We start from the raw sequence: 25136 nt of genomic DNA on the forward strand, positions 1-25136 counted from the left end.
GCCCCAACCAACCACAAACAAGCAGCCAGCCAGAACCCAATAGTCAGTACAACAGTCCAGAAAACCAGACCAGGCCCAACCCAACCCCACAACAAAAAGAGAGCCAGGCAAACCAAAACAAAACAAAACCCCAAAAACCACACACAACCAAAACCATGCGCAGCCCCCAGGGCCATGGCATAAAAAACATGACACACTATCGAGTTCTCAAACAACACACCCACCGAGAACTTGTCGTAAGGCATTTTGCCTTTCGCTTTGCTCTCAGAAGCACCTGAGAAACTTTAGCGAGCCGGATTTTCTGAGTCAAACGAATGGGCGGTGACCCTCGTCTCTCTTCGGCTCTCTTCAGTTCTCAGTCCCCGGCCGGTCTGAGGAAATTCATCCTCCCCGTTTCGGGCCGGAGAGAACATTACGCACCGACCACCAACCCGTCAAACTGATGAGCGGTGACGGTGCCCACAAGGCATCGTCACCGCTCAACAACCGTGTTCGCAAGGTAAGGATTTCCCTTGACGGTGGAGCCTAAACCGCACGTCCGACGGCCAGGTTCCGCCGTCCCTTGCGCACCAGCACCACTCCCCCGGCGAGCAGGTGCTCGGAACCGATGACCGCGGTCTCGTCGGCCACCTTGACGTTGTTGATGTAGGCCCCGCCTCCGGCAATGGTCTTGCGGGCCGCATTGCGCCCGCGCTCCAGCCCCGTACCCACGAGCAGGTCCACGATCGTGGTCTGTCCGACTGCCACGTCACCGGAGGCGAGATCAGCCGTGGCCGCCAGGATCGTCGCCTCATCGATGTCGGCGAGGTCGCCGCGGCCCCACAGTGCGGAGGTCGCCGCTTCGGCCTGGGCAGTCGCGTCGGCTCCGTGGACCCACGTGCAGACTTCGTGCGCCAGAACCCGCTGCGCCTCACGTGCCTTCGGGTTCTCGGCCGTCACCGCCTCCAGGCGCTCAATCTCCTCGCGTTCCAGGAAGGTGAAGACCTTGAGGAAGCGCACGACGTCGGCGTCGTCGACCTGGAGCCAGAACTGGTAGAAGGCGTAGGGGCTGAGCATCTCGGGGTTGAGCCAGATCGCCCCGCCCTCAGACTTACCGAACTTGGTGCCGTCGGCCTTGGTGATGAGGGGGTTGGTCATGACGTGGACCGAGGCGCCCTCGACCTTGTGGATGAGGTCCATCCCGCCCACGAGGTTGCCCCACTGGTCATTGCCGCCGACCTCCAGGGTGCAGCCGTAGCGTCGGTAGAGCTCGAGGTAGTCGTTGGCCTGGAGGACCTGGTAGCTGAACTCGGTGTAGGAGATGCCCTCCTCGCTGGCCAGGCGCCGGGCGACGATGTCCTTGGAGAGCATGGTGCCCATGCGGAAGTGCTTACCCAGGTCCCGCAGGAAGTCAATGGCGCTCATCGCCTGGGTCCAGTCCAGGTTGTTGACGATCTGCGCCGGGTTGTCCCCGCTGAAGTCGAGAAGGTTCTCGAGCTGTTCCTGCAGGCTGGCCGCCCAGCCGGCAACGACGTCCTTGGTGTTGAGGCTGCGCTCCCCCTTGGCGCGCGGGTCGCCGATGAGGCCGGTCGCCCCACCCACCAGCGCCAGCGGACGGTGCCCGGCCAACTGAAGATGGCGCATGACCTTGACGGCTACGAGGTGCCCGTGGTGAAGGCTCGGCGCCGTGGGGTCGAACCCGCAATAGAAGGTGACGGCCCCGTCGCTGAGCGCCGCTCGCAGCGCGTCAATGTCGGTGTGCTGGGCGATGAGCCCGCGCCACTGCAGTTCGTCCAGGATGTCCGTCACTGTCCAGTCGCCTTCCGTGGGTTGTCGTGCTTGCCGCACGCATGATCCCGGCGCGTCACGCTCGGGTCCGGCTGATACCTCCGGCGCAGATAGTCTGCCATGCTCCGGCTCGGCTTCCACGAAGAGGCCAGGCCACGGAGCCGTGAGCCGGATACGGGAAGCCTTCACGAGCCCTCAGTCGGGCGATCCCATATGAGGGTGTATCGGTAGTAGAAACGCCGTCGAGTCCTGGCCCCGGGAAGCAGCCGGACTGCCGCCCTACGAATCTCGGCCAGGGACTCTCGTGGAACACGAGTGACCACACCGATGTCTGAGCTCTCCCGTCGCAGGGCGCCGACCACGCGCAGAGGCAGGACGGCCAGTGCGGACAGCGTCCAGTCCCACAGGCTCTTGTTGGCGGCCAAGCCGATGACGATCAGACGCCCGCCGGGTGCCACCAGCTGACTCAGCCTCACCAGGGCGGGTTCCAGTGGGAGGTGGTGCAGCGTGGCCACGCAGGTGACCGTCTCAAAGGTGCCGATGCGCTGAGGAAGGTCCAGATCCATGACGCCGTCGAGCAGCACTTCGGCCTGCGGAGTCCGTTCGAGACGTCTGCGCGCTCGAGCAGCTGCCTGTCCGTCGGTTTCAAGTCCGACGGCGCGCCGGCACACCGCCGCCAGGCGTGCGAGCAGGAGCCCGTCACCGCATCCGACATCGAGCGCGCTTCCACCGCGCAGCGCCGCGTCCCGCACGATGCGCCGGTGAAAGGCGACGTTGTGGTTCCAGTAGTCACTGGCCACTGCGGGAGCCTGGTGGAGCAGCCGCCGTGGTCGGACCGGCTGTGTCGCTCGAGGTCTTGGGGCTCTCAGCCCGCTCGGTAGACGCAGCGGTCTCCTCGTTGGGCTGCGTCGCTGATCCGCGCGCTACGACGCCGGCTTCACGCAGCAGTGCCTCGCGCAGGTGGGGCACGGCAGCGAAGTACGCCTCATCGGCGTCCTCCACCAAACACGTTGCCCGGGCCCCGACATCTCTCCCTGCCGCTGTCATGGTCACGATCCGGGCACGGGCGTCCTTGGGATCCGGCTGCCGCGACACCAGACCGGCCCGCTCCAGCCGGCGCAGCACCTGGCTGGTGGTCTTCACGTCCATTCCCGCCTGGGTCGCGACCATCACCTGGCTGGCCCCGTCCCCGTGCTCCTCGAGCCACTGCGTGCAGGCCAGGAGGACGAACTGGGAGTGTGTCAGTCCAACTGGCTCCAGGGCGGCAGCGATGTCTCGCTGCCAGGCCAGCGCGGCCCTCCACATGAGGAAGCCGGGGCTCGCCTCAGGACCCTGGAACCTTGTCTTCACATATCGACCCTAGCAGCCTCAACGAGCGAGTCGATGGCCTGCGGAAAGTCCTCGGCGATTCCCGGACCGATCGTCGGGCCTACATCGTCGGCACCGGGGCCGTCGATGTCGAGGCGGGTGGTCACAACGCTCTTCCCTTGTGTCTGCGCGGGCATGAAGGAGTGGGTAAAGGTCAGCTCCACTCCCCCGTAGGAGACCCGGTCCGCCTGGACATGAGGGGGTTCCCAGCGGATCACCGTGATCTCGATACTGTCCTGCCCCTCCGGAGTCATCGTGATCGAGGCGCCGGGTCCCACGGGCTCGCGCGGCTCGTAGCGATCCCCCTGGGGGAGCTCGATCTCACCGGAGAGAACCTTGATCCAGGTCTCCCACAGGTCCTCCGCCGGGAGATCCACTGTCCGTTGGCACTCAGTCGACCACATGGCCGTCCCCTTCCTCGTCCTCCGCGCTCGGAGGTTCCGCACCACAAATAGTCTTTGCAGCGATAATCTGTGTACCCATTATTAGCGGACAGGAGTGGCATGGGCAAGTGGCGACCCATCGGAGTTGGGCTCGGCGAGGTTCAGCCCTGTGAGCGTCGCCTGGTGACGGCCGGCCGGTATGGCGAGACGGTGGGCTCTCCGTCCAGCCAGAAGCGCCACGGGAAGGCTTCTCCATCACCCCCGGGGCCGGCCACCCCGGTGCGTGGCCCACAGCGGATGCGTCCGGCATCCGGTGCCTGCTGCGGCAGCGTCAGGCTGATGCGTGATCCCGGCCCGCCCAGCAGCGCGCCGTCGTCGGAGCGGTCCAGTCCCAGTGCGGCGCACAGTCTGGCCGGGCCACGGGCCAGGTCGCGGTCAGTGCGGGCTGCGGGGCGGCGTCCCCTGGCCTGCTCGAGCCCTTCGACGACCTCTCCCCCGCGCAGCAGCACCGCGCGTGAGACCCCGGCGGGTCCGGTGACGATGTTGAGGCAGTGGTGCATGCCGTAAGTGAAGTAGACGTAGATGCACCCGCCGGCCTCGAACATGGAGGCGTTGCGCGCTGTGCGTCCCCGGAAGGCGTGGGAGCCCGGGTCCTTCTCGCCGCGGTAGGCCTCCACCTCGGTCAGGCGGATCGCGACGCGCCCGGCCGGGTCTGCAACGGTGATGACGGCACCCAGCAGCGCCGGGGCCGCCTCCAGACTGTCACATCTGAGCAGCGAGGCAGCTTCGGCGCTCAGCTCGATCGCCGTCTCCCTCAGGGAAGCGTCTGACATCGACCTGCCGCCCCGGCTCAGTCCTGGTCCTCCTCGCCCCATTCCTCATCGGTCTGACTGGGGTCGGGCCACTGGGGACCGGCGGGGCCGTCCAGCAAGGATCCCTCCCAGGCGAAGACTCGCAGCTCGGCGCTGCGGGCGATGGCGCGGGCGAGCTGCTCCACCACTCGCACCGGGGCGGTGCCGCCGTGCCCGGTGCGAGCGGCCACCGACCCCTCGGCTGAGAGGACCTCCCGCACCCCCGGGGTGAGCCGCTCATCAATGGCGGCGAAGTCGGCGTCGGTCAGGTCCCACAGCTCAATGCCGCGCTTCTCGCACTCGCGCACGCAGGCACCGGAGATCTCGTGGGCGCTGCGGAAGGGCACGCCGTTCTTGACCAGCCACTCCGCAATATCGGTGGCCAGGGAGAACCCCTGGGGGGCGAGCTCCGCCATGCGCTCGTAGTGGAGGGTCATCGTGCTCACCATGCCGCTGACGGCCGGCAGGAGGACGGCCAGGGTGTCGACGGCGTCGAAGACCGGTTCCTTGTCCTCCTGCAGGTCCCGGTTGTAGGCCAGGGGCAGGGCCTTGAGGGTGGCAAGCAGCCCGGTCAGGTCGCCGATGAGGCGCCCGGCCTTGCCGCGGGCGAGCTCGGCCACGTCCGGGTTCTTCTTCTGCGGCATGATGGACGAGCCCGTGGAGTAGGAGTCGTCCAAGGTGACGAAGTCGAACTCCTTGGTGTTCCAGACGATGATCTCCTCGCTCAGGCGCGAGACGTCGACGGCGGTCATCGTCAGCACGAAGCTGAGCTCGGCAACGACGTCGCGAGCGGCGGTGCCGTCAATGGAGTTCTCCACGGCGGCCTCGAACCCGAGGTCGGCGGCCACGGCATCGGGGTCCATGCCGAGAGTGTTGCCCGCCAGCGCACCGGAGCCGTAGGGGCTCACGGCGGCCCGGGAGTCCCAGTCCTCCAGGCGCTCGACATCGCGCATGAGCGGCCAGGCGTGGGCCAGCAGCTGGTGGGCGACGAGCACCGGCTGGGCGTGCTGCATGTGGGTGCGTCCGGGCATGATGGCGTCAGAGGCCTGGGCGGCCTGGTCGATGAGGGCGTCGACGACGTCGAGGACGAGTCCGGCCACGTGGCGGGCCTGGTCGCGCAGGTACATGCGGATGAGAGTGGCGATCTGGTCGTTGCGGCTGCGCCCGGCGCGCAGACGGCCCCCCAGGTCGGCACCGGCGCGCTCGATGAGGCCTCGCTCCAGGGCGGTGTGGACGTCCTCGTCGGTGGCCTCCGGGACGAAGATGCTGGCAACAACGTCGGCCTCGAGACGGTCCAGGGCCTCCAGCATGCCGGACAGCTGCTCCGCGTCCAGCAGACCGGCCTGCGCCAGGGCGCGGGCGTGGGCCCGGGAGCCGGCAATGTCATAGCGAGCCAGGCGCCAGTCGAAGTGGGTGCTCACCGACAGCGCGGCCAGCGCGTCAGCGGGTCCTCCTGAGAAGCGTCCGCCCCACAGGCTGACGCCGGCGGGGGCCGCGTCCTGCTGAGCTTCTGAGGCGACGGACTGGGCAGCGGATGGCTTTGCGGGCTGGCTGGAGAACTGGCTCATGCCCCCATCATGGCCCATCTGCCCGAGCAGGTTCCTCAACGATCAGTCTGGACAGGCCCTGTCGTGGCTCGCAGACAAAACGATCCCCACTTTCTTGAGGAAGACGCAGTAAGTGGAACCAGGACCGGAGATCCCGACCAACGGGAAGGAAGAAAGGCCTGTATCTCGGATGGCGGGCAATGCCATGATGAGCCAATGCCCGCCGAACAAGATGCACTTTTCCCAGGCAAGCAGTTCATCTCCACCGTGCTCGAGGCCCTCGAGACCAAGACCCGGATGACCGGGGTGATCGCCCACCGCTATCTCATGCGCGCGGCGATGGCCGGCATGATCGTGGCGGCCTTCTATGTCGTGAACTACGCCATCGTCGGTGTCTTCGATGGCCTGCGCCTCGGGGACACCTCGCTCGCGGGGATCGGGAAGATGCTCGGGGCTCTGTCCTTCGGACCCGCTCTCGTCTTCATCTACTACACGAAGTCCGAGCTGCTCACCAGCAACATGATGGTGGTGGCCATCGGCCACTACTACAAGCGGATCTCGACGTGGCGGGCTCTGAGGGTGCTGGTCATGTGCCTGGCCGGCAACTTCGCCGGAGGGCTGGTCTTCGCGGCCATGTACCGCTTCTCCACCCTCGTAGAGGCGGCAACCGGTGAACAGGCCACCCACTCAGTGGCCGCCAAGCTCCTCTACCTGTCGTCGGCCTCGGGGATCGGCGACCTCTTCGTGCGGGCGGTCCTGTGCAACTTCATGATCAACCTGGCGATGCTCCTCATCTACAACGGCTTCATCCGCGAGGACTGGTCCAAGATCTTCGCGATGCTCATCTCCGTGTTCGTCTTCGCCTTCCTCGGCCTTGAGCACTCCGTGGCCAACACGGTCCTGTTCACGGTCGTCGGTCTGACGCATGGGATCGATGTCTTGACGGCGCTGGGGAATGTGGCTGTGGCACTGCTGGGCAACTTCGTGGGCGGCGGGCTGCTGATCGGCGGCTACTACGCCTACGCCAACGACGACTCCCGCTGGCTGCGCCGACAGCCCCAGAAGAACGGGGCACAAGCGGCTGAGTCGACTGGGTGATCGGGACGGCCGGCTCCCTGCCGTGAGCCGGCCGTCCCCGTCGGCGAGGCGCAGCCAGCATGACGAACCGGTTGTCTCCGCTTTTCTGCCTGCGGAGGCAACCGGTTCGTCACGGTCAGTCGGTTTCGGGCATCCCCGCACCGTAGAACCTGAGACGGTTTATGTCCCGGTCAGAACCCCTGACCGTTGCCAGCGCGCACGTCGCGGGCGGCGGCGAGCTTGGACTGCATCCCGTAGATCTCGATGAAGCCCCGCGAGGAGGACTGGTCGAAGGTGTCTCCGCTCTCGTAGGTGGCCAGGTTGAAGTCGTACAGGCCCGTCTCGGAGCGACGCCCGTTGACGGTCGCCCGGCCGCCGTGCAGGACCATTCGGATGTCACCGTTGACATAGCGCTGCGTGTCCTCGATGAAGGCGTCCATGGAGCGCTTGAGCGGGGAGTACCACTGGGCCTCGTATACGAGCTCGGCCCAGGTCTGCTCCATGCTCCGCTTGTAGCGGCGCTGCATGCGCTCCAGGGTGACGGCCTCGAGCGCTCGGTGGGCCTCGATCAGGGCCACGGCACCGGGGGCCTCGTAGATCTCGCGGGACTTGATCCCCACGAGCCGGTCCTCGACCATGTCGATGCGCCCCACGCCCTGGGCGCCTGCCCTACGGTTGAGCTCCTGAATCGCTTCCAGGGGGCTGACGTCGCGGCCGTCGATGGCCACAGGGATTCCTTCCTTGAAGGTGAGGGTCACTTCGTCGGGCAGGGGCGGGTAGGCGGGGTCATCGGTATAGACGTAGACATCCTTGGTGGGAGCGTTCCACAGGTCCTCGAGGTACCCGGTCTCAATGGCACGGCCCCAAACATTCTGGTCGATGGAGAAGGGGTTGTGCTTGGTGGTCTCGATCGGCAGGTTGTGCTTCTCGGCGTAGTCGATGGCCACGTCACGGGTCAGCGCCAGGTCGCGTACCGGGGAGATGCAGTCCATGTCGGGGGCCATGGAGGTGATGGAGACCTCGAAGCGGACCTGGTCGTTGCCCTTGCCGGTGCAGCCGTGGGCCACGGTGTGCGCGCCGAACTCGCGGGCGGCCTTGACCAGGTGGCGGGCGATGACCGGGCGGGACAGGGCCGACACGAGCGGATAGGTCCCCTCGTAGAGGGCGTTGGCCTTGAGCGCCGGCATGCAGTAGTCGTTGGCGAACTCGTCTCGGGCGTCGGCGACATAGGCCTCGACGGCTCCGCAGTCGAGGGCTCGCTGACGGATCACCTCAAGGTCCTCGCCGCCCTGGCCGACGTCAACGGCGACGGCCACAACCTCTCGACCAGTGGCCTCGCCGATCCAGCCAATGGCGACGGACGTGTCCAGGCCTCCGGAGTAGGCCAGGACGACACGGTCCTTGTGGATGCTCAATGGGATCACTCTTCTCTTCGTGATGACGCCGACGCAGCGGCGCTCAGGTGACTGGGGATGTCAAGGGTGGTGGGGAGAGGTCAGGCTCGGGCTGAGGGGTCAGCCAGAGCGAGCAGGTGCCTGGCCACATCGGCTGCGACCTGAGCGCCGCGGGTGATGACCAGGACGGTGTCGTCGCCGGCGATGCACCCCATGACGCCAGGCATCATGGCGTCGTCAACGGCCCCGGCGAGCAGCTGGGCGGCGCCGGCGGGCGTTCGCAGGACCACCTGGGGGCCGGCCCACTCGGCAGTAACGAGTAGCTCTGCGCACCACCGGGACAGACGGGGGGTGGTGTGGGCACGCAAAGAGTCCTCGGTCTCCTCCGGCTCGGAAAGGGCACCGGTATGGACCTGGCCGGGGGCACCGGCCTCGGGCATGGAGTAGATGAGTTCTCCGCCCGGGGCGCGGATCTTCGTGGCCCGCAGCTCCACCAGATCCCGTGAAAGCGTGGCCTGGGTAGTACTGATGCCGCGCTGTGCCAGGGCCTTGCGCAGCTGGGCCTGGGAGCTGATACGTTCCCGCGACAGGATCTGGACGATGCTGGCGTGCCGGGCGGTCTTGGTCCCGGGTACCAGGGGGGCCGTTGCCTCCAGGTCGCGCTGAGAGGCCTCGATGGTGGCGCTCATGAACCGGCTTTCTCTGACAGTGCCCGGTCAAGGACCTCGGACAGCGTGGTGGTGAAGGCCCTGGCGTCATCGTCGGAGAGGATGAAGGGCGGAGCCAGGCGGATCGTGTCGGGGCGCGGCGCATTGACAATGAAACCGCGAGCCGCCAGGGCAGCAGCGATCTCAGCAGCGGGCGGGAGCCCGTCGTCCAGCCCGACGCCGAGCAGCAGGCCCCGGCCGCGCACCTGGTTGACTCCGTCCACGACCGCCAGCTCCCGGGACCAGGCCGAGCCGAGCTGCTGAACCCTCTCCAGCAGGGACTGGCTACGGATAGTCCCGATGACGGCGAGCGCTGCTGCGCAGGCCACCGGGTTGCCGCCGAAGGTGGTGCCGTGCTGCCCCGGCTCGAGAAGAGCGGCGGCCTGCCCACTGGCGACGACTGCGCCGATGGGGACGCCTCCGCCCAGTCCCTTGGCCAGGGTGACGACGTCGGGGACGATGCCCGGTGCCAGCAGATGGTGCGCCATCCAGGCGCCGGTGCGTCCCATTCCGGTCTGAACCTCATCGATGATGAGCAGCGCGCCAGCGGCCTCAGTCAGCTCGCGGGCCGCCTCCAGGTACCCGGCAGGCAGCTCACGCACCCCGGCCTCGCCCTGTATGGGTTCGACGACGAGTGCCGCCACATCCGGCCCCAGCGCGGTGCGCAGTGCTTCGACGTCACCGGCGGGGATGAACTCGACCCCACCGGGCAGCGGCTCGAAGGGCTCCCGGTAGGCGGCCTTGTAGGTCAGGGCCAGGGCACCCATGGTCCTGCCGTGGAAGGCGTCCTGGAGGGCCAGGACCCGGGGGCGTCGGCTACCGCCGTGACGGCGGGCGATCTTGAAAGCGGCCTCATTGGCCTCGGTACCGGAGTTGGCCAGGAAGACGCGGGAGTCGTGAGCGGGGCGACCGGGGATAGTGAGCCGGACGAGCTCCTCGGCGAGGCCGACCTGGGCGGGGGTGGTGAAGAAGTTCGACACGTGCCCCAGCTCGGAGAGCTGCTCGGTGACGGCCCGGATGATCGCGGGGTGCGCATGGCCCAGGCAGTTGACGGCGATGCCTGCCAGCAGGTCGATGTACTCCTGACCGTCGGCGTCCCAGACGTGGGCACCCCTCCCCCGGACCAGGACCCGGCCGGGGGTGCCGAAGGTGTTCATGACGGCGTCGGTGTAGCGCGCCAGCCAGCCGGCGTTGCCGGTGCCGGGTCCCTTCGCCTCTGCGGTGGGTGCCGGTGCTTGCGAGGAGTGGGTCATAGGCTCTTGCCTCCGTTCAGTGGTGGGACCGGAGCGTCTCCGGGGTGGATGACGGTGCCGACTCCCTGGTCGGTGACGATCTCGAGCAGCATGCTGTGGGCCTGGCGTCCGTCGACGACGTGCGCCTGCGCGACTCCCCCGTAGACGGCCCGCAGGCAGGCCTCCATCTTGGGGATCATCCCGGCCTCGAGCGTGGGCAGGAGCTCCTCCAGCGCGGAGGCGCTGATGAAGGGCACCAGCGTGCTGCGGTCGGGCCAGGCGGAGTAGAGCCCCTCGACGTCGGTGAGCATGAGCAGGGTGCGGGCCTTGAGGGCCACGGCGATCGCGGCAGCGGCCGTGTCGGCGTTGACGTTGAGGACGGTCTCGGAGTCCGTCGTCAACGGGGCGACCGAGGAGATGACCGGGATGCGGCCCTGGTCGAGCAGGTCGATGATGGGCTGCGGGCTGACGTCGACGACGTCACCGACCAGGCCGACATTAACCTTGTGCCCGTCCACCGTGGCCAAGCGCTGCCGAGCCCGCAGGAGCCCGCCGTCCTCACCGCTGATGCCGACGGCGGCAGAGCCGTCGGTGTTGAGCAGGGAGACGAGCTCGCGCTGCACGGAGCCGGTGAGCACCATGCGGACCACGTCCATGACCTCGGGGGTGGTGACGCGCAGTCCTCCGCGGAACTCCGAGGTGATGCCCAGCCGCTTGAGCATCGCGTTGATCTGGGGCCCGCCACCGTGAACGACGACGGGGCGCACCCCGACCTGGTGCAGGAAGAGGATGTCCTGGGCGAAGGCGCGCTTGAGCTCATCGTTGACCATGGCGTTGCCGCCGTACTTGATGACCATGGTGGCGCCCTTGTAGGTGCGCAGCCACGGCACGGCCTCCAGCAGGACGGAGGCCTTGGTCTGTGGGTCGAGAGGGGTACGTTTCATGTCGTGTAGTCCGCGTTGATGGTGACGTATCCGTGAGTGAGGTCGTTGGTCCACACGGTGGCCTGGGCCGGGCCCGCCGACAGCTCGATGTCGATGCGGGTCTCGCGTGGGCTCATGTCCACGGCGTCCCGGTTGGGTTGGGGGGCGCCGTGGCTGAAGATCGTGATGCCGTTGATGGCGACGTCGACCTCGTCGGGGTTGAAGGGGCAGACGTCCTCGGGCACGGTTCCCAGCTGGGAGAGGATGCGCCCCCAGTTGGGGTCGGCCCCGGCGACGGCGCACTTGAGAAGGTTGGAGGAGCTGACGGTGCGGGCTGCGGCCTCGGCGGCCTCCTCGCTGACAGCGCCGGAGACGGTGATGGCGATGTCGTGGGTGGCACCCTCGGCATCGGCCACGAGGCGCCGGCCGAGCCGGCTCATCACCTCGGTGAGCGCCTCGTCGAGCTCGGCCTGGGAGGGCGTGACGTCGGAGGCCCCGGAGGCCAACAGGAGAACCGTGTCATTGGTGGACATGCACCCGTCGGAGTTGATCCGGTTGACGGTTCGCGCTGTGGCGGAGGTCAGGGCGTCCTGGGCCTGCTGAGGGATGAGGACGGCGTCGGTGGTGATGACGGCGAGCATGGTGGCCATCCCGGGGGCCAGCATGCCCACCCCCTTAATCATGCCGCCGATGGTCCAGCTCTGATCGCCGGCACCGACCGTGAGGGTGTCCTCCTTGGAAACGGTGTCGGTCGTCATGATGGCGGTGGCGGCGTCGGTCCCGGCCTGGGCCGTGTCGGCCAGGGCGAGCGCGGCGACGTCGACTCCCTCCAGGAGGACGGGCATATCAATGCGCTGCCCGATGACGCCGGTGGAGCAGACCAGCACCTGGCCCGGTTCAGCTCCCAGCAGGCCGGCGGCGTGGGCGGCCGTGGCCTCGGTGTCCTCCAGGCCCTGAGCACCAGTGCAGGCGTTGGCGCTGCCGGAGTTGAGGACGACGGCGCGGGCATGGCCCGGCTGCCCGCCTTCCTGGCCGGCCAGGAGCCGGCGTGACCAGACCACGGGGGCCGCGACGACCCGGTTGGTGGTGAACACTCCCGCCGCGGTGTCCAGCGGTCCGTCATTGATGACGAGGGCGAGGTCGGGCTTGCCGGAGGCCTTGAGGCCGGCGCGCACGCCGGCAGCGCGGAATCCCTGGGCTGCGGTCACGCTCACGGTGCGACTCCTTGGGCGGTGATGGCGGTGGTCTCCTCCAGCCCGAGGGCGAGGTTGAGGGACTGAATGGCGGCACTGGCGGTGCCCTTGCCGAGGTTGTCGATGGCGCACGTGGCCACGACGGCGTCCGCGCCACGGTCGATGGCGACCTGAACGGTGGCGGTTCCGCTCCCCAGGACGGTGCCGGTGGTGGGCCAGGTCCCCTCGGGCAGCAGCTGGATGAGGCTCTCGCCACTACCGGTGGCCCCATAGGCGTCATCCCAGGCGGCTCGCAGGGCGGCTTCGGGGTCGGGGGCCTCGCGCAGAGCTGCAGTCATGGGGGCGGTGACGGTGGCCAGGATGCCGCGGCTCATGGGGACCAGGACCGGGGTGAAGGACAGGCGTGCTGCTCCGGCGGCGGCTCCGGCCACCTCCAGGTTCTGGACGATCTCGGGAATGTGCCGGTGGGTGCCTCCGACGGCGTAGGGCTGAGCCGATCCCAGCGCCTCGGCAGCGGTGAGATGGGGCTTGAGGGCCTTGCCTGCGCCGGAGTATCCGACGGCCAGCACCGCGGTCAGCCGGGAGGGGTCGAGAAGTCCGGCGGCGATGCCGGGCTGGACCGCCAGGGTGACGGCGGTGACGTTGCAGCCGGGGACGGCGATGCGCCTGGAGGCTGCCAGTTCCTCGCGCTGGGCGCGGGCTCGCGTCTCACCGTGGTGCAGGAGCTCGGGCATGCCGTAGGTCCAGGCGCCGGCGTAGTCCGAGCCGTAGAAGGCCTCCCACGCCTGCTGACTGGTCAGACGGTGGTCCGCGCCGCAGTCGATGAGTAGCGGTGCGTTGCTGCCGCCCGAGGCGAGCTCTTCAAGGGCCGCCGTGACGGTTCCGGAAGCCCCGTGCGGCAGGGCCAGGACGACGACGTCGTGCTCGGCGAGGATCTTCGCCTCGGTGGGCTGGACGATGCGGTCCGCCAGGGAAAGCAGGTGCGGGTGGTGCTCGCCGAGCCGACTGCCGGCGGACGAGGCCGCGGTGAGTGCGCCGACCTCCACCTCCGGGTGGGCCGTGAGCAGGCGCAGAACCTCGCCACCGGCGTACCCGGTGGCTCCAGCAACAGCAACTGACCAAGTCATGCAGCAACCATACATCCGCATGCATAGAAATGCATTCATCGCCTGTTGCTGTGACTCATCTCCCCTCCGCCCTCAGGGCCGGGGACGCCAGGGACGCCGGGAGCTAGGAGCGGTCGCGGCGACTGGTGAGTGTGTCGTCATAGAGGGAGGTGGCGATGGCGTCGGCCCACTCGCGCACCTCGTCCCAGTTGCGGTAGTCGCCCTCACTCGCTCCTCCGAGCTTGGCGATGGAGCGCTCGCGCAGGCTGAGCTTGGAGGGGTCGAAGCGGCCCGCGAAGGTCATGTGGTCCTCCGGGTCGATGGCCAGCAGCACCGGGCCGATGCGCATGGGGTCGGCGACCTTTCCCTTGGGCAGGCCGGAGAGCCCCACGGAGAAGGCCCACACGGGCCTGGCCCTGAGGACGTCACGGAAGCGCTCGGTGAAGTCAACGGCCTGCGGCGTCCACTTGGTCATGTAGACCGCGCTGCCCAGGATGAAGGCGTCGTACTCCTCGACGCTGTCGACATCCTCGGGGCGCTTGGTCTCCACATCGATCTGGGCGGCCTGGAGCCGCTCGGCAATCACCGCGGCCACCTCGTCGGTGGACCCGTGCTTGGAGGAAGAGGTCAGCAGGATCTTCATGCCGCCTAGTATTACCGAGACCACACCCGCTGTCCGGGATCCTCTGCTCGACAAAAGCACGGAAGGAGCACTGAAGGCCATGATGTGCATCACATCATGGCCTTCAGTGCTGCCGGGACAACTGGCGTGACCTGCGTGGATCAGCTGCGCAGCTCGGCTCCGAGGAGCTTGGCGGCGCGCTTGACCACGCGCTTGCGCACGCCGGCAGTCTCCTCGGCGGTCAACGTGCGGTCAGGGGCTCGCAGCACCAGGGAGAACGCCAGCGACTTCTTGCCCTCGCCGAGCTGGGGGCCGCGGAAGACGTCGAAGAGGCGGACCTCTTCGGCCAGGTCCCCGGCGGCCTGCCTGACCAGGGCCTCAACCTCAGCGGCGGTGGTGGTCTCGTCGACAACCAGGGCGATGTCCTCCTTGGCCGCAGGGAAGGTGGAGACGGCCTTGACCTGGAGCGCCCCGGCGTCGCGGGCGGTCTCCAGCAGCGGGCCGAGGTCGATCTCGACGGCGCAGGCCCGCTCGGGGAGTCCGAGCGCGCGGACGACCCGCGGGTGGAGCTCGCCGGCGTGGGCGACGAGCCTGCCGGGCTCGATCTCCTTGCCCCGACGTCGGCCAGGCAGGCGGATCTCCGCGGTGCGGCCGGGGTGCCAGGGGGCGTAGGGGTACTCGGGGGCGCGGACCTCGATCGTGACCCCGAGCGCGGCGGCCACGGTGCGGACCACCTCGACGGCGTCGGCCCAGTCCCAGGGCCGGCCGGCCCCGAGAACCCCGGAGCGCTCGTGCTCACCGGTCATGACGGCGCCGACGTGGGTGGGCTGGGCGGGAATGCCCGCCTCGAGGGCTGCCTCCTCGGACTGGCTGGGGCGCGCGGAGACTCCGGGGATCGGGGCGGGAACGGTACCGGCCGGGTGGGTGACGGAGCCGACCTCGAAGACGGCAACGTCAGTCAGGCCGCGCGAGACGTTGCGCCGGGCGACGTCGACCAGGGAGTCGAGCACGCTGGTGCGCAGGTAGGGGGCGTCCTCGGCCAGGGGGTTGGCCAGACGGACCGTCTGTCGGCGAGCATCGTCGGCGGGAATCTCGAGCAGGTCGTGGATGTCCCCGATGAAGGGGTAGGACAGGACCTGGGTGAGTCCGGCGTCGGCCAGGGCGCGCACGATGTCGCGGCGGGCCCTCTGGTCGGCGCTCAGCCCCGTGCCGGCGGGGGCCGTGGGCACGATGACCGGGATGGCATCGTATCCGTCGAGGCGGGCGATCTCCTCGGCCAGGTGGGCAGGCCCCACCAGGTCCGGGCGCCAGGTCGGCGGGGTGACGGTCAGCAGCGCGGTTCCGTCGTCGGCGGAGCCACCGCGCTCCACGGTGCAGCCGATGGTGGTGAGCAGCTCGGTGACGCGCTCGGTTCCGTAGGCGACGCCGGTGAGGCGCTCGGCGGCGTCGGCGCGCATGGTGATGGGCTCGGGGGCCCGGGTGCGGTTGATGTCGGTGGCCACGGGATCAGCGGTGCCGCCGCCGTACTCCACGAGCAGGTCAACGGCGCGCTGGGCGGCGATGGGGGCCAGCTCGGTGTCCACGCCACGTTCGTTGCGCTTGGAGGACTCGGTGGGCAGCTTGTGCCGTCGGGAGGAGCGGGCCACGCTGACCGGGTCGAAGTGGGCGGCCTCGATGAGGACGTCGCGGGTGTCGGTGTCGACCTCGCTGAGGGACCCCCCGAAGACGCCGGCCAGGACCAGGGCCCGGGAGCCCTCGCTCTCCGGGGAGTCGGAGATGACCAGGTCCTCGGGGTCGAGGCTGCGGGTGACCTCGTCGAGGAAGGTGAGGCGCTCCCCCTCTTGAGCGCGTCGCACGACGATGGGGGCGGTGAGCTTGCCGGCGTCGAAGGCGTGCAGCGGCTGGCCCAGGTCGAGCATGACGTAGTTGGTGACGTCCACGGCCAGGGAGATGGGCCGCATGCCTGCGGCGGTGAGGCGGTCCTGCATCCAGGTCGGCGAGGGGGCGCTCGGGTCGATACCGCGCACGAGGCGGGCGACGTAGCGGTCACATCCGGGGCGCCCGTGGATGGGGCGGGTGTCCTCGGGGATGACGACGTCGAAGCCGCCCTCCCCGGCGGGGGCCACGCCGTTGGGGTAGAGCCCCGCGTTGGTGGCGTCGGCGGGGTCGGTGAAGCGGGCGCCGGTGGAGTGGGAGTACTCGCGGGCCACGCCGCGCATGGAGAAGCAGTAGCCGCGGTCCGGGGTCACGTTGATCTCCAGGACCTCCTCCCCCAGGCCGAGGATGCCGATGGCGTCGGTCCCGGGGGCGGGCGGCTCCTCGCCCTCGTGGCCGTGCTCGGCCAGCCACTGCTGGAGCACGATGATGCCGGAGTGGTCCTCCCCGATGCCGAGCTCGCGGGCCGAGCAGATCATGCCGTCGGAGACGTGTCCGTAGGTCTTGCGCGCGGCGATGCGGAAGTCGCCGGGCAGGACGGCGCCGGGCAGGCAGACCACAACGTAGTCCCCGACGTCGAAGTTGTGGGCGCCGCAGACGATGCCGCGGCTGGGCAGGTCGGAGGGCTCCTTGCCGGTGCCGGGGGCGTCGTTGTGCTCGGGGCCGACGTCGACGCGGCAGTAGTTGATGACCTTGCCGTTGGACTGCTCCTTGGCCTCGCGGGTGAGGACCTTGCCGACGACGAGGGGGCCGGTGACGGCCGGGGGAACGATGCGCTCCTCCTCCAGGCCCACGCGCACGAGGTCGGCGGCGAGCTGCTCGGCGCTCAGGCCGGTGGGGACGTCGACGTGCTCGCGCAGCCATTCAATGGGGACGTAGGGCATGTCAGTTTCCCTTTCCGGTGGTGCCGAACTGCTGGGAGAAGCGGATGTCGCCCTCGACGATGTCATGCATGTCGGCGATTCCGTGGCGCAGCATGAGGGTGCGCTCCAGGCCCATGCCGAAGGCGAAGCCCGTGTAGACCTCGGGGTCGATGCCGCAGGCGGTGAGCACGTTGGGGTTGACCATGCCGCAGCCTCCCCACTCGATCCAGCCAGCGCCGCCCTTCTTCTGGGGGAACCACAGGTCCATCTCGGCGCTGGGCTCGGTGAAGGGGAAGAAGGAGGGGCGCAGGCGAGTGCGTGCCTCGGGGCCGAACATGGCCTTGGCGAAGTGGTCGAGGACGCCCTTGAGGTGCGCCATGGTCAGGCCCTTGTCCACGGCCAGGCCCTCGACCTGGTGGAAGACGGGGGTGTGGGTCTGATCGAGCTCGTCGGAGCGGAAGACCTTGCCGGGGCAGGCCACGTAGATCGGGGGCTGCTGATCGAGCATGACGCGGGCCTGGACCGGGGAGGTGTGGGTGCGCAGCACGAGGTTGGCAGCCTGCCCCACTCCGGCCCCGACGCTGGCGCCGTCGATGTAGAAGGTGTCCTGCATCTGGCGGGCGGGGTGGTCGGCGTCGAAGTTGAGGGCGTCGAAGTCGAACCACTCGTGCTCGACCTCCGGGCCCTCGGCGATGGACCAGCCCATGGCGACGAACAGGTCGGTGACCTCGTCGATGAGGACGTCGAGGGGGTGCCGGGCACCGGCCTGCGTGCGCGAGGTGGGGATGGTGACATCGACGGCCTCGGTGCGCAGCATCTCCTCCTCGGCGGCGGCTTCGAGGGTCTCCTGCCTGGCGGTCAGAGCCTTGGCGATGCGCCCGCGAGCGCCGCCCAGGAGCTTGCCGGCGGTGGGCTTGTCCGCCTTGTCCAGGGTGCCGATGAGCCGGTTGGCCAGGGTCAGGGGCGAGGCGTCGCCGGTGTGGGCCAGGCGGGCCTCCTTGAGCTCGGCGAGGGTGCCGGCTGCGGCGAAGGCGGCCAGGGCCTCCTCGACGGCGGCGTTGATGCCGTCCTCGTCCAGGGGCGAGAGCGCGCCGGGAGCGTCAGTCATATTGCGGTGCCTTCCACCAGGTGTCTCCGGGGTTGTCCGCCCTTAAGGGTAGTCCGCGCCGTCGCGTGGGTGTGAATCGTCCCGTCACCGGGGTGGCGCGGTGGCCGCTGCCCAACTCAGTCGTGGGTTGGGCATGGGTTGGTTCTGGGCTCCGACGAGGTTGCCGCCACGTGGGACTTGACGGTGACGTGACGTCACCTGCTGGGATGGATTCATGAACGTCAAGGAGCTCGCCCGGATCGCCGGTACCACGCCGAGGGCGGTGCGCTACTACCACCACCTGGGTCTGCTGGAGATTCCGCCCACGGTGCGGGGGCGGCGCGAGTACGGCGTCGAGCACGTGGCCCGTCTGCTGCGTATCCGGTGGCTGGCCGACGGCGGACTGTCGCTGACCCAGGTGGCGGAGATGCTCGCCTCGGACACGATCGGCACCGATCAGGACTCCCGCCGTGAGGCGGTGCTGCGCGATCTGCGCGCCACGCGAGGCACGATCGAGGCCCAGCAGCGCAGCCTGGCCGAGCAGGCGTCCCGGGTCGATGAGCTCATCGCCCGGGTGGAGCGCGGTGAGGGCCTGTCCCCCGCTCCCAGTGCCCTGAGCCGTTTCTACGACGACATCGAGGCTCGGATCGTCCGGCTGGGCGGCAGTGTGCGCGGCCTGCGGGCTGAGCGCCAGATGATGGTGGTGCTCGCCTCTCTGGGCATGGTACCCGACAGTGCGATCCCCTTCATCGAGGCGCTCGATGAGGACGATCGCGAGCTGTCCGCCCAGCAGGTCGCGGACTTCGCCCGCCTGGCCACGCTGAGCGAGGCCGAGGGGCGCGCTGAGGCGCACCGGCTCGCGCACAACAGCTGGACACTGGCGTGCCGCCACAAGAAGCACGCCCTGGCAGTCCTGAACGATCTTCCCTCGGGAGCCCTGGGGCGCGCTATGTGGCGACTGACCCATGTGCTGACCACTTGCAGCTACCCCCATCCTGCTCAGCAGGCCTTCGTGGCTGAGCTCATCGAGCTCATGCTCACCGATCCGGACTTCGCCGCAACAATCCGCCGCTCGGCGGGAGAGGAACCAGTGCTGTGAGAGTCAAGAGCGCCAAGGCGCAGAAGGCAACGAGTATGTCAGCAGCGACGTCCCGCTCGGATAGGGATGAGCCCACCACGGACTCCTCTCCCACCGCGGTTCGTGACCTGGGCTCCGGCGGCGAGCCGCCGGTGCGCGTGTGCGGCTTGGTCAAGCACTTCGGGCGCTTCAGGGCGCTCGACGGCCTGGACCTGACGGTGGAGGCGGGCAGCGTCCACGGCTTCCTCGGCCCCAACGGGGCGGGGAAATCCACCACGATCCGTGTCCTGCTGGGGCTCTACCGGCCCGATGGTGGAAGCGTGAGCGTGCTGGGCAGCGAGCCGTGGCGGCAGGCCGCGCTCATCAACCGGCAGGTCTCCTATGTTCCCGGTGACGTGGCGCTGTGGCCGGCCCTGACCGGTGGCCAGGTGCTCGACGCCCTGGCCGGGCTGCGCGGCTCTCGCGACGCCGAGCGGGAGGCCGAGCTCATTGAGCGCTTTGACTTGGATCCGAGCAAACGGGTACGGACCTACTCCAAGGGGAACCGGCAGAAGGTGGCACTCGTGGCCGCCCTGGCCGCGCCCACGAGCCTGCTGGTGCTCGATGAGCCCACCAGCGGCCTGGATCCGCTCATGGAACGGGTCTTCACCAAGGAGGTTGCCAGAGCCGCTGCCGAGGGCCGCACGGTTCTGCTCTCCAGTCACATCCTGGCCGAGGTCCAGCGCCTGTGCAGTGCGGTGACGATCATCAAGGACGGCCGGGTCGTCGAGCAGGGCGACCTGGGGACCCTGCGGCGGCTGTCGCGCACCCGCATCGAGCTGGGGGCCGCAAGCGACAAGCTCGGCACCGTCAGGCAGGCGGTGGAGGCCCTGGGGCTCGACGTCGTCGAGGATGGTGGCCGCCTGAGCCTTGAGGTGGCGGCGGAGCAGGTGCCGGCGGTGCTGAGCCTGGCGGGCGAGCACCGGATCCAGGACGTCACCTGCGAGCCGGCCAGCTTGGAGGATCTCTTCCTGCGTCACTACGAGGAGGCCTGATGAGCGCCGTATTGAGCACAGCTGCGGGCGCGTCAGCACCAACTATCAGCTCTAACGCAACCAGCGCCCTTGCCGGCTGGGACGCCTACCTGCGGATTCTGCTCAGACGATTCCGGTTTCAGATCGTGGCCTGGCTGGTGCCCCTGTGGCTACTGGTCGGTGTCACCGCACCGAGCTACGAGAGCGTCTACCCCTCATTGGCGACCCGGACAGTGCTCATCGAGCAGATGCGCAAGTCTCCGGGGACTCGCCTGCTCTACGGCTATGTCCCCTTGCCCGGCCGGCTCGGCCAGCTCCTGCAGTGGGAGACGGGGACCTTCCTGCTCGTGTGCACCGCACTCATGGCGATTCTGCTGACCTGCCGGGTACTGCGGGCCGATGAGGATGAGGGGCTCGTCGAGGTTCTGCGCGCCACGGGCGCGGGCAGGTCGGTTCCTTTTCTCGTACCGGTGGCCCTGGTCTGGGCGGTGGTCGGCGCCCTGTCTGCGGGCGTCGGAGGCCTTCTGACCTGGCAGACCGGGAGCATCGAGGAGCTGACGGTGAGCGGGGCCTGGGCACTGGCCGGGACGATCTGCGTGACGGGCTGGGCGTTCTCGACTATCGCGGCAGTGGCCTGCCAGCTGGGTCGTCAAGTGGGCCAGGCCAGGGGCCTGTCCATGCTGGTGCTCGCACTCGCCTTCGCGATGCGGGTGAGCGCCGACCAAATCTCCGACAGCACCGACTCGGACTGGCTCCGGTGGCTGACTCCCCTGGGGTGGCGCGACCTCGTGCGCCCTTACACCGATGACCGGTTCGCGGTGCTCCTGGCTTGCTGCGCCATCGCCATCGCTGTGATGCTCAGCGCCGCAGTGCTCGCCGCGCGCCGTGAGTACCTGGACGGCTACCTGCCCGACCGCAGCTCGTCTCGGCGCCGGTGGCGGGTGCGGGGGCACATGGATCTGCTCGGGCGCCTGTCATGGCGGAGCCTCGTCGGCTGGGCCCTGGCCTCGACGGCTCTGGCACTCCTGTACGGCTCGGTGTCCGGCAGCATCAAGGATCTGCTGGCCCCCGGTTCTCCGACGGCCTCCTGGGTCGGCAAGATGGCCGTGGGGTCCCCGGTGGAGCAGTTCATGTCCCTCATGACGGTGGTCACGACGCTGCTTGTGGCCGTGGCGGCAGTGCGACGGGTGAACGGGTTGGCGGGCCTGGAGCGCGCGGGACTGGTGGAGGTCGAGCTGGCCGTCGGGGTGAGTCGTGGCCGAGTGCTCCTCTCCCAGGTTCTGTGCGCACTGATCGAGTCAATCGTCCTGCTGCTGGTCTCGGCGACGGTTCTGGCGGCGACGACGGCGACTCAGCTCACCGACGACCACGCCGTGGCGCGATCCTTCGTGTTCACCGTGAGCCAGCTGCCCGGCATGGTGGCAGCCATCGGGATCGCGACGGCCCTGGTGGGTCTGGCACCAAAACTGGCCGGCCTGTCCTGGGCGGCCGTCACCTGGAGCGCTTTCGCCCAGTTCTTCGGCGGACTCGTCGAGCTCAAGGACTGGGCCAAGGATCTCAGCGTGCTCGGCCACCATCTCGACGTCGTCGGAACCCCGGACTGGAAGCCCTTGGCCGTCCAGGCCCTGGTTGGCCTCATCGGCATCACGATCGGGCTGGTCGCCTACACCCGACGCGACCTGCCCGCCTGACAACAAGACGCATTCTCTACCTCGTCATCTTCTGTTGCTCTCAGAGCACACAGGCCGCAGTGACCAGGTGAAGAAGGGCCACGACAAGAGGGAACGCAACCATTCCCGGCACGCGGTGCACGACACCGATAGCGACGTCTCCTAGCTGGGCGACCGCCGCTGCGACCAGGACAAGCAAGGTCAGCGGCCGAGCAGGATCCAGCCAGACAACAACAGCGACCAGCAATCCGAGCGGGATGCCTCGAGCCGCGTACATGGCCGGATAGAAACGCCCCTCTCGCCCGCCATAGCCAGACGGCGCAAGTGCCTGCGGACGGATCACCGCACCGACACCGAACCCTGCACAGACGATTCCCAACGCCGAGTTCAGCAACGCAAGCCACCACGGCATGAGGACCACCCCTTATCGTTCACTTCTGAATCGTTCTGTATTGTACCGTTGTTCTCATGACCGGAGAAGATGGCCACACAATCCTGTCCTCAACATGCTTCCAGCTCGGCGTCACGGGCAGCCAGATCACCCAGTCCTTCTCGAGACATATCGAGCACATCGGCCTGTCCCACAAACAAGTGGGACTGCTTGCCGTCGTCGACGCCGGAGTGGCGACCTCTCAACGCGAGATCGCCACACAACTTCATGTCGCCCCAAGCCTGGTGGTCACACTGGTCGACCAGCTCACCAGCGCCGGTGCCGTGCGCAGGACACGCAGTCGGAGCGATCGTCGAGTGCAGACCATCGAGATCACCGACGAAGGGCGCAGACTATTGAAGGCTGCCACCGACGTCGCCAGCAGACTCGACGCCGACCTGCGCACACACCTCACCCCCGACGATCAACAAGCCTTGGATAGGTTCCTGCCTTCCCTCCTTCACGCCGCTACGGCAACAGGTCAAGACGAGGCCTAGCCCAGGTACACTCACCGGCCCCGACGCGAGGAACGAACCTTGGTCCGCCCACGCCACGGTCGACCTCATCGGCATCATGACCGGCCTGGTCGCCTACACCCGACGCGACCTGCCCACCTGACGACGGAAGGCGGTGCTACAGTTGCTACGGGGTGATGTACATGCAGACGATCATGCACCGGGAACTGCGCAACAACAGCGCCGCGATCCTCCACCGAGTTCAGGCTGGTGAAACGTTTGAGATCACCAACAATGGTGAACCTGTTGCGATACTCTCGCCTATTTCCCGGGACCGGCTCTCCATCCTCAAGTGGCAAGGAGCGGTCCGTGAAGCGACGCATGTCGACTTCAGGGCCCTGAAACGCACAGCAGACGTGAGTTCCCAAGACGTACTGGACGATCTTCGCGGGGAACAATGAGCGTCTACTACCTCGATACCTCCGCGGCCTTGAAGCTCCTCATTGAGGAGAAGGAGTCTGAGCCACTGGCTGCCTGGCTCACATCGCATACAACCGACGGAGACTCACTATGTTCCTCTTTCCTCCTGCACACTGAGCTCCACTGCGCCGCTCGACGACGTAGTGAACTCGATCAGGAGACGGTCGCATCTCTCCTTTCAGGGATCAACCTCATCGACATATCAAGGTCGAAGCTCATTGACGCAGCTAGAACATCGTTGGGATTGAGGGCAGCAGACGCCATCCACCTGACAGTGGCACTGGATATTCAAGCAGACGCCATCATCACCTATGACATCGAGATGCAAAATGCCGCACGTCACTGCAACCTCTCGCCAGTGGCACCCTCCTAAGAGATGACTCCTCCCGCTGAGGGTGAGGCAAAAGGTCGCCCCGCCCTCAGCGGGTACGCGACTCGATGTAGCGGGCCAGCGCCCCCAGGGACCAGTTCACGATGATGTAGAGCACGGCGATGATGACGTAGGTCTGGAAGAAGACCGACAAATGGGCATCGATCTTCGCCTGGCCGATCATGGTGGAACCGCGATACATGAGCTCGGGGTAGGCGAGCACGTATGCCAGCGTCGTCCCCTTGATGATGGTCACCATCTGCGTGATAAGGGTTGGGAGCATGAGGCGCAGGGCCTGCGGCGCCAGGATGAGGCGCATCGTGAGCGATGGACTCATCCCCAGTGCCCAAGCGGCCTCCGTCTGGCCACGGTCCAGCGCCCGAACACCGGAGCGGAAGACCTCCGCCGTCGTCGCCGAGGTGCACATGACGATGGGCAGTGCCAGCTTCCAGAAGTCCGAGATCGTGGCGAAGCGGGGAACCACCAAGAGGAAGAAGTAGACGAGCAGCAGCATCGGCACCGCCCGCATGGCATCGATCCACAGGCCTATCAGCCACTTGATGGGGCGGTTGTCCAGCAAGCGGAGCCAGCCCAAGGCGATTCCCAGAGGGAAGGTGAGCACCGCGGCAACGCCTCCCAGGGTCAACGTGGTCCTGGCCGCCTCCAGGAGCTGGCTGACCACCGACTGCCCCAGGAAGTAGCGCCACTTGGGATAGTCGAGCTGTCCCGCGAGGTCCAGCCGGTAGAGGACCGCGGCCGCCAGCGCCGCGATTCCAATGACGGCGACGACTGATCCGATGGCGATCAGGATGCGCCCCCGCGGCCCGGGCTCATCGAAGAGCAGTGCCGCATCCGCCACCCCGGAGCTCTGACTCCGCTGACGGCGTGGACGGGGCTCTGTCATCGGCATGATGTCTGAGCTCATGCTCGCCCCCTCCCCATGAACTCGAGGCGCCTCTCAAGGAGCCCGCCGACCTTCGTGGCGGCGAAGGCGATGGCCAGGTAGGTAAGGCCGGAGGTGAGGAAGGTGATGACTCCCGCGGCTCGTTCCTGGTTGATTCTCTGCGTCACGGCCGTCAGCTCGACGACGCCGATCGCCGCGGCGAGCGAGGAGCCGATGAGGCAGGCGATGAAGATGTTGACCAGTGGCTGGATCGTGCGGGCCAGCGCCTGAGGCAGGACGATGCCGCGAATGATGAGCCCGAAGGGCATGCCCAGTGCACGGGCGGCCTCAATCTGCCCCTTGGGCACCGAGTTGATCCCGCTGCGGACCGTCTCACACACGAATCCCGATGAGGAGAAGACCAGCGCCACGATCACCGACCAGAACAGCGGGATGGTGATACCAACATGAGGCAGCGCCAGGCCGACAAGCACCATGAGGCACAGATTGGGGATATTGCAGGCCACCGTCACCCACGCCGCACCCAGCGCACGCAGCGGAGGAATGGGACCGACCCGGAAGATGGCCATAAGCGACCCCAGGAGCAGCCCACCCAGGTAGGACAGGACGGAGATCACCAGCGTGACCAGCAGCCCCCAACCGATAGCGGGGAGATTGTCGGTAATGGCACTCACAGTCGCC

The 25136-nt window shown here is 67.9% G+C and carries 26 protein-coding genes; 7 read left to right on the plus strand and 19 right to left on the minus strand.

Annotated features, from left to right (window positions below):
- The 7 genes from FK267_RS13480 to argH all read right to left on the minus strand — a co-directional run.
- A partial coding sequence (locus FK267_RS13480) for a hypothetical protein (protein ID WP_211342755.1) occupies nt 1-245 on the minus strand: 245 nt, incomplete at its 3' end.
- Between the two features lie 280 nt (nt 246-525).
- A complete protein-coding gene (gene tyrS / locus FK267_RS02980; protein ID WP_075378270.1) occupies nt 526-1788 on the minus strand; it encodes a tyrosine--tRNA ligase in 1263 nt (420 codons plus the stop codon).
- Nucleotides 1789-1952: 164 nt separating this feature from the next.
- Nucleotides 1953-2567 carry a class I SAM-dependent methyltransferase gene (locus tag FK267_RS02985; RefSeq protein ID WP_141406277.1) on the minus strand — a complete coding sequence of 205 codons (615 nt, stop codon included), beginning with the start codon at nt 2565-2567 and terminating at the stop codon, nt 1953-1955.
- Nucleotides 2557-3117: a MarR family winged helix-turn-helix transcriptional regulator gene (locus FK267_RS02990; RefSeq protein WP_141406278.1), complete on the minus strand. Its 561-nt coding sequence runs from the start codon at nt 3115-3117 to the stop codon at nt 2557-2559. The genes FK267_RS02985 and FK267_RS02990 overlap by 11 nt, the downstream gene beginning before the upstream one ends.
- Nucleotides 3114-3539 (minus strand): SRPBCC family protein, encoded by a 426-nt coding sequence (locus FK267_RS02995; protein WP_141406279.1) that lies wholly within the window; start codon nt 3537-3539, stop codon nt 3114-3116. The genes FK267_RS02990 and FK267_RS02995 overlap by 4 nt, the downstream gene beginning before the upstream one ends.
- 140 nt (nt 3540-3679) lie before the next feature.
- Nucleotides 3680-4351: a DNA-3-methyladenine glycosylase gene (locus tag FK267_RS03000; protein WP_141406280.1), complete on the minus strand. Its 672-nt coding sequence runs from the start codon at nt 4349-4351 to the stop codon at nt 3680-3682.
- Nucleotides 4352-4368: 17 nt separating this feature from the next.
- A complete protein-coding gene (argH, locus tag FK267_RS03005; RefSeq protein ID WP_198498167.1) occupies nt 4369-5955 on the minus strand; it encodes an argininosuccinate lyase in 1587 nt (528 codons plus the stop codon).
- A gap of 177 nt (nt 5956-6132) precedes the next feature.
- Here argH and FK267_RS03010 point away from each other — a divergent pair, with 177 nt between their 5' ends.
- Nucleotides 6133-7014, plus strand: a complete 882-nt coding sequence (locus FK267_RS03010) for a formate/nitrite transporter family protein (RefSeq protein ID WP_141406281.1) — start codon at nt 6133-6135, stop codon at nt 7012-7014.
- Nucleotides 7015-7184: 170 nt separating this feature from the next.
- Here the strand turns inward: FK267_RS03010 and FK267_RS03015 are convergent, their stop codons facing one another.
- From FK267_RS03015 to pheS, 9 genes are all read right to left on the minus strand, one after another.
- Nucleotides 7185-8408: an argininosuccinate synthase gene (locus FK267_RS03015; protein WP_075378276.1), complete on the minus strand. Its 1224-nt coding sequence runs from the start codon at nt 8406-8408 to the stop codon at nt 7185-7187.
- A gap of 80 nt (nt 8409-8488) precedes the next feature.
- Complete coding sequence (locus tag FK267_RS03020) at nt 8489-9076, minus strand: arginine repressor (protein WP_010613732.1); 588 nt, start codon at nt 9074-9076, stop codon at nt 8489-8491.
- The gene (locus FK267_RS03025; protein WP_141406282.1) at nt 9073-10347 is read right to left on the minus strand and encodes an acetylornithine transaminase; all 1275 of its coding nucleotides are present in this window, start codon (nt 10345-10347) and stop codon (nt 9073-9075) included. The genes FK267_RS03020 and FK267_RS03025 overlap by 4 nt, the downstream gene beginning before the upstream one ends.
- A complete protein-coding gene (argB, locus tag FK267_RS03030; RefSeq protein WP_141406283.1) occupies nt 10344-11270 on the minus strand; it encodes an acetylglutamate kinase in 927 nt (308 codons plus the stop codon). The genes FK267_RS03025 and argB overlap by 4 nt, the downstream gene beginning before the upstream one ends.
- Nucleotides 11267-12463, minus strand: coding sequence for a bifunctional glutamate N-acetyltransferase/amino-acid acetyltransferase ArgJ (gene argJ, locus FK267_RS03035; RefSeq protein WP_075378279.1), 1197 nt, complete (start codon nt 12461-12463; stop codon nt 11267-11269). Before argJ ends, argB begins: the two co-directional genes overlap by 4 nt.
- Nucleotides 12460-13569, minus strand: a complete 1110-nt coding sequence (gene argC, locus FK267_RS03040) for an N-acetyl-gamma-glutamyl-phosphate reductase (RefSeq protein WP_141406284.1) — start codon at nt 13567-13569, stop codon at nt 12460-12462. The genes argJ and argC overlap by 4 nt, the downstream gene beginning before the upstream one ends.
- 103 nt (nt 13570-13672) lie before the next feature.
- The gene (locus FK267_RS03045) at nt 13673-14191 is read right to left on the minus strand and encodes a flavodoxin domain-containing protein (protein ID WP_141406285.1); all 519 of its coding nucleotides are present in this window, start codon (nt 14189-14191) and stop codon (nt 13673-13675) included.
- A gap of 140 nt (nt 14192-14331) precedes the next feature.
- Nucleotides 14332-16989, minus strand: a complete 2658-nt coding sequence (gene pheT / locus FK267_RS03050) for a phenylalanine--tRNA ligase subunit beta (RefSeq protein ID WP_141406286.1) — start codon at nt 16987-16989, stop codon at nt 14332-14334.
- 1 nt (nt 16990) lies between these two features.
- A complete protein-coding gene (gene pheS, locus FK267_RS03055; protein ID WP_075378284.1) occupies nt 16991-18076 on the minus strand; it encodes a phenylalanine--tRNA ligase subunit alpha in 1086 nt (361 codons plus the stop codon).
- Nucleotides 18077-18290: 214 nt separating this feature from the next.
- Between pheS and FK267_RS03060 the strand changes: the two genes are divergently transcribed.
- From FK267_RS03060 to FK267_RS03070, 3 genes are read left to right on the plus strand one after another with little or no spacing between them, the layout of a single operon-like run.
- A complete protein-coding gene (locus FK267_RS03060; protein ID WP_141406287.1) occupies nt 18291-19154 on the plus strand; it encodes a MerR family transcriptional regulator in 864 nt (287 codons plus the stop codon).
- A complete protein-coding gene (locus FK267_RS03065) occupies nt 19151-20167 on the plus strand; it encodes an ABC transporter ATP-binding protein (protein WP_141406288.1) in 1017 nt (338 codons plus the stop codon). Before FK267_RS03060 ends, FK267_RS03065 begins: the two co-directional genes overlap by 4 nt.
- The gene (locus tag FK267_RS03070) at nt 20167-21837 is read left to right on the plus strand and encodes an ABC transporter permease (RefSeq protein ID WP_141406289.1); all 1671 of its coding nucleotides are present in this window, start codon (nt 20167-20169) and stop codon (nt 21835-21837) included. The genes FK267_RS03065 and FK267_RS03070 overlap by 1 nt, the downstream gene beginning before the upstream one ends.
- A 40-nt stretch (nt 21838-21877) precedes the next feature.
- Here FK267_RS03070 and FK267_RS03075 read toward each other — a convergent pair whose 3' ends face one another.
- Nucleotides 21878-22237 (minus strand): hypothetical protein, encoded by a 360-nt coding sequence (locus FK267_RS03075; protein WP_081379328.1) that lies wholly within the window; start codon nt 22235-22237, stop codon nt 21878-21880.
- A gap of 47 nt (nt 22238-22284) precedes the next feature.
- On the opposite strand from FK267_RS03075, the gene FK267_RS03080 reads away from it, so the two are divergent.
- From FK267_RS03080 to FK267_RS03090, 3 genes are all read left to right on the plus strand, one after another.
- The gene (locus FK267_RS03080; RefSeq protein WP_141406290.1) at nt 22285-22743 is read left to right on the plus strand and encodes a MarR family winged helix-turn-helix transcriptional regulator; all 459 of its coding nucleotides are present in this window, start codon (nt 22285-22287) and stop codon (nt 22741-22743) included.
- A gap of 161 nt (nt 22744-22904) precedes the next feature.
- The gene (locus FK267_RS03085; RefSeq protein WP_198498145.1) at nt 22905-23162 is read left to right on the plus strand and encodes a type II toxin-antitoxin system Phd/YefM family antitoxin; all 258 of its coding nucleotides are present in this window, start codon (nt 22905-22907) and stop codon (nt 23160-23162) included.
- On the plus strand, nt 23159-23554 hold the full coding sequence (locus tag FK267_RS03090) for a type II toxin-antitoxin system VapC family toxin (protein ID WP_141406291.1): 396 nt from the start codon (nt 23159-23161) through the stop codon (nt 23552-23554). Before FK267_RS03085 ends, FK267_RS03090 begins: the two co-directional genes overlap by 4 nt.
- A gap of 46 nt (nt 23555-23600) precedes the next feature.
- Here the strand turns inward: FK267_RS03090 and FK267_RS03095 are convergent, their stop codons facing one another.
- Nucleotides 23601-24476: an amino acid ABC transporter permease gene (locus tag FK267_RS03095; protein WP_075378291.1), complete on the minus strand. Its 876-nt coding sequence runs from the start codon at nt 24474-24476 to the stop codon at nt 23601-23603.
- On the minus strand, nt 24473-25129 hold the full coding sequence (locus FK267_RS03100; protein ID WP_003786217.1) for an amino acid ABC transporter permease: 657 nt from the start codon (nt 25127-25129) through the stop codon (nt 24473-24475). The genes FK267_RS03095 and FK267_RS03100 overlap by 4 nt, the downstream gene beginning before the upstream one ends.
- Nucleotides 25130-25136: the final 7 nt, after the last annotated feature.

This window comes from Actinomyces oris (assembly GCF_006546825.1).
GTDB lineage: Bacteria > Actinomycetota > Actinomycetes > Actinomycetales > Actinomycetaceae > Actinomyces > Actinomyces oris.

What these genes read in the sequence shown, in the direction of transcription:
- FK267_RS02995 (WP_141406279.1), bottom strand. Translation starts at nt 3,539, where the DNA reads ATGTGGTCGACTGAGTGCCAACGGACAGTGGATCTCCCGGCGGAGGAC.
- FK267_RS03000 (WP_141406280.1), bottom strand. Translation starts at nt 4,351, where the DNA reads ATGTCAGACGCTTCCCTGAGGGAGACGGCGATCGAGCTGAGCGCCGAA.
- argH (WP_198498167.1), bottom strand. Translation starts at nt 5,955, where the DNA reads ATGGGCCATGATGGGGGCATGAGCCAGTTCTCCAGCCAGCCCGCAAAG.
- FK267_RS03010 (WP_141406281.1), top strand. Translation starts at nt 6,133, where the DNA reads ATGCCCGCCGAACAAGATGCACTTTTCCCAGGCAAGCAGTTCATCTCC.
- FK267_RS03020 (WP_010613732.1), bottom strand. Translation starts at nt 9,076, where the DNA reads ATGAGCGCCACCATCGAGGCCTCTCAGCGCGACCTGGAGGCAACGGCC.
- FK267_RS03025 (WP_141406282.1), bottom strand. Translation starts at nt 10,347, where the DNA reads ATGACCCACTCCTCGCAAGCACCGGCACCCACCGCAGAGGCGAAGGGA.
- argB (WP_141406283.1), bottom strand. Translation starts at nt 11,270, where the DNA reads ATGAAACGTACCCCTCTCGACCCACAGACCAAGGCCTCCGTCCTGCTG.
- argC (WP_141406284.1), bottom strand. Translation starts at nt 13,569, where the DNA reads ATGACTTGGTCAGTTGCTGTTGCTGGAGCCACCGGGTACGCCGGTGGC.
- FK267_RS03045 (WP_141406285.1), bottom strand. Translation starts at nt 14,191, where the DNA reads ATGAAGATCCTGCTGACCTCTTCCTCCAAGCACGGGTCCACCGACGAG.
- pheT (WP_141406286.1), bottom strand. Translation starts at nt 16,989, where the DNA reads ATGCCCTACGTCCCCATTGAATGGCTGCGCGAGCACGTCGACGTCCCC.
- pheS (WP_075378284.1), bottom strand. Translation starts at nt 18,076, where the DNA reads ATGACTGACGCTCCCGGCGCGCTCTCGCCCCTGGACGAGGACGGCATC.
- FK267_RS03060 (WP_141406287.1), top strand. Translation starts at nt 18,291, where the DNA reads ATGAACGTCAAGGAGCTCGCCCGGATCGCCGGTACCACGCCGAGGGCG.
- FK267_RS03070 (WP_141406289.1), top strand. Translation starts at nt 20,167, where the DNA reads ATGAGCGCCGTATTGAGCACAGCTGCGGGCGCGTCAGCACCAACTATC.
- FK267_RS03080 (WP_141406290.1), top strand. Translation starts at nt 22,285, where the DNA reads ATGACCGGAGAAGATGGCCACACAATCCTGTCCTCAACATGCTTCCAG.
- FK267_RS03085 (WP_198498145.1), top strand. Translation starts at nt 22,905, where the DNA reads ATGCAGACGATCATGCACCGGGAACTGCGCAACAACAGCGCCGCGATC.
- FK267_RS03090 (WP_141406291.1), top strand. Translation starts at nt 23,159, where the DNA reads ATGAGCGTCTACTACCTCGATACCTCCGCGGCCTTGAAGCTCCTCATT.
- FK267_RS03095 (WP_075378291.1), bottom strand. Translation starts at nt 24,476, where the DNA reads ATGAGCTCAGACATCATGCCGATGACAGAGCCCCGTCCACGCCGTCAG.